At 32.6% G+C, this 5,645-nt stretch carries 4 protein-coding genes, 2 pseudogenes and 1 riboswitch; of the genes and pseudogenes, 5 read left to right on the top strand and 1 reads right to left on the bottom strand.

The features are described 5' to 3' along the window. Positions 1 to 293: 293 nt before the first annotated feature. The 5 genes and pseudogenes from C9J35_RS22770 to C9J35_RS22750 all read left to right on the top strand — a co-directional run bounded on the left by C9J35_RS22770 (position 294) and on the right by C9J35_RS22750 (position 4,961). The gene (locus C9J35_RS22770) at positions 294 to 869 is read left to right on the top strand and encodes a hypothetical protein (protein WP_107927110.1); all 576 of its coding nucleotides are present in this window, start codon (positions 294 to 296) and stop codon (positions 867 to 869) included. Positions 870 to 1,167: 298 nt separating this feature from the next. After that, on the top strand, positions 1,168 to 1,569 hold the full coding sequence (locus C9J35_RS22765) for a BlaI/MecI/CopY family transcriptional regulator (RefSeq protein WP_438941223.1): 402 nt from the start codon (positions 1,168 to 1,170) through the stop codon (positions 1,567 to 1,569). A 2-nt stretch (positions 1,570 to 1,571) separates the two neighbouring features. Beyond that, positions 1,572 to 2,732, top strand: a pseudogene (locus C9J35_RS22760) (M56 family metallopeptidase); the annotation flags it as partial. An 825-nt stretch (positions 2,733 to 3,557) separates the two neighbouring features. Continuing rightward, positions 3,558 to 3,656: riboswitch (purine riboswitch) on the top strand. An 80-nt stretch (positions 3,657 to 3,736) separates the two neighbouring features. Beyond that, positions 3,737 to 4,303 (top strand): LOG family protein, encoded by a 567-nt coding sequence (locus C9J35_RS22755; protein ID WP_167396050.1) that lies wholly within the window; start codon positions 3,737 to 3,739, stop codon positions 4,301 to 4,303. Between the two features lie 97 nt (positions 4,304 to 4,400). Further along, the gene (locus C9J35_RS22750) at positions 4,401 to 4,961 is read left to right on the top strand and encodes an LOG family protein (protein ID WP_107927106.1); all 561 of its coding nucleotides are present in this window, start codon (positions 4,401 to 4,403) and stop codon (positions 4,959 to 4,961) included. Positions 4,962 to 5,521: 560 nt separating this feature from the next. Here the strand turns inward: C9J35_RS22750 and C9J35_RS22745 are convergent. Beyond that, a pseudogene (locus tag C9J35_RS22745) lies at positions 5,522 to 5,645 on the bottom strand (IS110 family transposase); the annotation flags it as partial.

Raw genomic sequence — 5,645 nt, 5'->3', positions numbered from 1 at the left:
GTAAGCGCAAATGACGCTAAGAGACATGGGAGGGTACGTCGTCATAAGTATCGCAGAGATCCATTGTGCATCACATAGTGGATAAAAAAGCTAATGATTTCCATTAGTTTTAGCGAAGCGTACACTCGGATTGTAAATTATAACTATAAATTAAAAATACTGTTCATAAATCAAGTGGAAAAATATTTTTTCTTCATCACGAAATGGTGGAAACCGTTGATACATCAATATTTATAGAGGGAGGATAGTTAAAGAACATTTAGGGTACGTTACTTCTAAAAGGAGTAATCTAAATGAAAAAACCATTCTTAATTAGTTCGTTTGTGTTTATATTTTTGTTCAGTTTTTCTATGTTATTAGGAAGTCCTGTTTATTCACAAACTACACCTTCAGATAAAAATGAATATTTACATCCTGCAAATAAGAAAAAAGTTATTGATGAAACTGTAGATGAATTTTACCAGGCATTAAGAGACCTAAAGTATCCTATACATCAGGAGGTTTATCAAAGATATAAGCAGAAGCCAAAGCAACAGAAAAGGCATTTGGATACTGTTCTTTTTAAAGAAATGCCTGATGCATCTGTAAATATTAGAAAAAAATTATTGTTCAATGAGGTAGAAAGATTAAATTATATAACTTTTGATGGAAATATTCTTCGTACCTACCCTGATATAGATATTAACTACCATCAGACCGTTAGCCCCGATAGGCAAGTTTATTTCTTTTATTCCTTTAAAGACACAGAAAAAGAATTTAGAGGTAATTATGCTATTTATGATGTTGAAACAAAAGAAATGGTAGCAGGTGGAAGTACTTATATGCCAAAGCTCAATCTTACAATGAACACTTATGATAATGAAAGATAAATTTAGGTAAAATACCAAAAGGGTTGTGTTCGTCTTGTTGAACTAACGGTAGCGTTCGTATTATATAGTTCAGCCAGAACTTTCTGGTTGAACTTTTTTTTAGATTTAATCTATCAGTAGCCAGGGTCGAACATACGGGGGCGTGGGACATTGATCCCGTCAACTAAACTGTGTTCCTTTAATGCATGAGAGTATTGTGAGTATCTATTCGAAAATTAAAATAAGATTGACAATTACTGATTACAAACGTAATATTTGTATATGGATCACATTTGTAATACAGGGAGGTGAGTTTTATATTATGAAAGAATTACCTAAGATATCCGAAGCTGAATTGGAAGTTATGAAAGTACTTTGGTCAAAATCCCCGCAAACAGCAAATGAAGTAATTAAAGTATTAGAGTCAACAACGGATTGGAAACCGAAGACGGTTCGAACGCTTATTAATCGATTAGTCCAAAAAGAAGCTATTTCTTATCATAAAGACACAGGGAGTGTGTATGCATATTATCCTTTAGTGTCACAAGAATGTTATCTACAAGTAGAAACAAAATCTTTACTTAAACGTTTCTATGGCGCAGCATTTAAACCTCTTCTTGTGAACTTCTTAAAAGAAGAAAAGTTGTCTTCAGAAGATATTAACGAACTCAAACGTATTCTGGATGAGAAGACTGAGGAAAATCAGAGGAAGGAAAGCTAATAATGTTGGATATGTTTATAAACATCTATCTACCTCACTTTTTTAATTGGTTGATAGAAACCTCAATTATGGCAAGTATTCTAGTTGTTCTAATCTTATGTGTAAAAATTTTGTTTAGAAATCAGTTAAAACCACGATGGCAATATCTGCTTTGGATGATATTAATTGTAAGACTTTTATTGCCATGGTCTTTGAATAGTACCTACAGTATCTATTCTATCTTTTCATACAGTAATGGGACTGCTGTTACAACTGTTTCTTCTTCAAAAGAACATATGAAAGAATTGACAAATATAGACTATTCAAAGTTAGTTACTAAAGAAGATTCCTTTGCAACTGGTTCAACCCGAGTAGCTGAGGAAAATAAGAAACAAAGTCACAATAATGCAAACCAAAATGATGAGACTTTTTCTTTTTATACAATCTTTATATACATTTGGCTTACTGGGGTTATCATTTTGGGCTTTACTACTATCATTATAAATAGACGTTTACTTCATTTCATAAAAAAACAGCCTATGATTACAGATCAGAGGATTGTCACAATCTTTGAGAATTGTAAAAAATCTATGTCTGTTCAACAGGATATCCCACTTTTTTTTGCTGGAAAGATCCCAAGTCCAACTGTGGTCGGATTTATTCGGCCAAAGGTGTTATTGTCAAGTGTACACAAGGAAGTACTAAATGAGCAACAGCTGCGATACATTTTTCATCACGAATTAGCCCACATCAAACGAAGAGATGTTGGGGTGAATTGGCTTATGTATGGTTTACTCATTCTAAATTGGTTTAATCCTATTCTTTGGTATGCCTACTCATGTATGAGAGAAGATCAGGAATTAGCCTGTGATTCATTAGCTCTTACATATATAAATTCAGAGGAGCAACTTGCATACGGTCATACTATTATTAGCCTTTTAGAACACTACTCAAATTTTTATCAAATACCAAGTTTAGCAAACTTAAGTAGGAATAAAAAAACTTTGAAAAGGAGGATACTTATGATAAAAAAATTCAAAAACTCTTATCGTTGGTCTGTATTTGGCGTTGCTACTTTAATCGCTGTCTCATCTATATCTTTAGTAAATGCACGTGTAGATAAACCGACTAACCCGATGAATGAAAATACGGAATTAAATGAAGAAAAAGGGAAAACAGAGGTGGTCCAATTAAGTGTCAAAAATAGCGAACCAACAAACGGTCCACTTACAGAAGTAGGTCAGTGGCAAATTATAGGTCTTGGTTATAAATCTACATTAGTTAATATAAAAAATGTAGACAAAACTTATGATATGGGTGCAATTAAATTTACTATTGAATCCATCAATTTCGTACAATTGACAAATTTACCTGAGTTTACTGTAAAACAAATCAAAGAGAAACATGGTAAAGATCTCAATGATGAATTAAATTTAATTGAAATATCTTATAAAGTTGAAAATACAACCGATAAAGATATAGTTTTCTACCCTGTTGATACACTTACAATTAATAATAAAATTCAAATTAAATCGAAGGATTATGTGCATCAAACATCTGATTCGCAAACCTTTATAAATAAAGTAGTCGATAAGAGGATTTATCTTATTCCCACTTTAGAGGTTCCATTTAGTGAAATTAATACGATAAATATTATTACGAGTGATGTATTGAACAAGGAAAACTCTGCAATTTCAAACCCGAGTAAAAACATAAGAATTAATTTATAATATAAAGAATATATATTGAAACAGCTAGCTAAATTGAACTGTCCTCCAATTGACAATACAATGTTTGTGCAGGATTGTACTTAAATGAACGGGGTTCTTTACTTGAAGACCATTGAACTGTTTGGACAGCTCTTTTTTTATTGTACTAACGGTGCAGGTTTGTTGAAAAAGAAAGATAATATTATTAATGCCATATGCTTTTACAATAACAAAAGGATTTTTTTGTGTTAGACACTATATTGACAACTCAAACTATTTATTGTTATCCTTTAAAAAGCAGCTATGAATTAAATGAAATTTCGTATAACTCCAATGATATGGTTTGGAGGTCTCTACCAGGAACCGTAATTCCTGATTACGAAGAAAGTACAAATCTTGTACTTCTTCGTAGTCAGGAATTTTTTATTTCTGTACTTAATTAAAAAATTAAAATCGAGTCAGGGGGACCAATAATGAAAATGAAAAATATAACCGTATTTTGTGGTTCAAGTGAGGGTAAAAATGCCTCTTATTTAAAAGCAGCTAAAGAACTGGGAAGAGAGTTAGCTTCACAAGACAGAACATTAATTTACGGAGGCGCTCAAGTAGGTTGTATGGGGGCTATAGCTAATTCAACATTAGAAAATAAAGGGAATGTAATAGGAGTTATTCCTCGAAAATTACAAGACGTTGAAATTGCACACGAAGGACTTACAGAACTACATGTTGTAGCTACTATGCACGAAAGGAAAGCAAAAATGGCAACTTTATCGGACGGTTTCATTGCTCTTCCTGGAGGTGCAGGGACTTTAGAGGAGTGGTTTGAAGTTTTTACTTGGGCACAACTAAGTTATCATCAAAAACCATGTGGATTATTAAATGTTCATGGATTTTATGATCCTCTATTGTCCATGATAGATCATACAATTCAAGAAGGGTTTATGAAAGAAACATACAGGGATATGATAATTGTAGATACCGACCCAAAGAAGCTGTTAGAAAAAATGGACGCTTATAAGTACTCTTATCAGGTGAAATGGCAATAAGCCAATTATAAATAGGTTTGTCTTATTATTTTTAATCTTCTTTAATGAAAATCACTCTTTATACTTCTATAAGAATAGCATAGAGGAGGAATGAAATTTGAATATTTCAGTTTATTGTGGTGCAAGTCTAGGTAACAAGGATTTATACGAAGAGGCAGCAAGAACACTTGGAAAATGGATTGCCGAAAATGGTCATACTCTAGTATATGGCGGAGGAAAAGCAGGTCTAATGGGCTTGATTGCAGATGAAGTTTTATTACATAACGGTAAAGTAATCGGTATTATTCCAACATTTTTAATGGACCGAGAGCTAAGTCATCCTAATTTAACTCGTTTAGAAGTTGTTCATTCCATGTCTGAACGTAAAAATAAGATGATTGAATTAGGGAACTGCTATATTGCACTACCTGGGGGACCTGGAACTCTAGAAGAAATCTCTGAGGTAATTTCATGGGCAAGAATTGGACAACACCACAATCCATGTATTTTATTCAATGTAGGTGGCTACTATGATAAATTAAAAGATTTTTATAATGATATGGTAACAAACGGTTTTTTAACTGAAGCAGATAAAAAAGCAATGAAGTTTTCTAACTCATTCATAGAAATCGAACAATATATTGCAAATTATACACCACCAATGGTACGAACATATTAATTTTAGAGATGGGTCTGTCTCATAAGTCGCTTTTTGACTAAAATCATATGAAATGGAAAAGGCAGAAACGCTGTAAAATCAACGTTTTTGCCTTTCGCTGTTTATTCATTTTTGCTTAAAAATTCTTTTTTTGGACAGCCCCTTTTCTAAAATATTATTGCTACTCAACTAACGGGCAGGTTAGTTCAATAAGTGGCAAAGGGATAGAGGTATGTTTACTTGATTCATGGGGGCATTTAATATGGCTTGGTCAGGAGTTTGATAATGTAAATGAAAAGCTTGTAGAACTGATCTTCCTCAATCGGGCGCGTTTATTTAGGAACGCGTCTTTTTCTTTTGAAGGGTCATATTGTTGAGTAACACCTTTAAAAGATTCTAGATATTTTATGTTAAAATTAGATAAGATGATGAAGAAATGCACTTAAACTAAACCAGCTAATAGAATGTCAAGAAAAACATTTTTAATCGAAAAACACTTCATGTTATACTAAAAATGCGCAAGACAAATAACCCTCCTCGTTCAGTGTGGAAGGTTTTTGTTTTATTTGAAAATGCTGTTACTAAATAGTTTCTTGGAATGGTGTTTTCGTTTTTAAAATCGCATAAATCCAGTGTAAAAGCTTATTAGCACAAGCAATAATGGCTACTTTATATGGCTTTCCTTCCTCACGTTTTAAATCGTAG

This window comes from Lysinibacillus parviboronicapiens (genome assembly GCF_003049575.1).
Lineage (GTDB): Bacteria > Bacillota > Bacilli > Bacillales_A > Planococcaceae > Lysinibacillus > Lysinibacillus parviboronicapiens.
The sequence above is the reverse complement of the archived record's forward strand: the minus strand, read 5'-3'. Positions and strand labels throughout refer to the sequence as shown.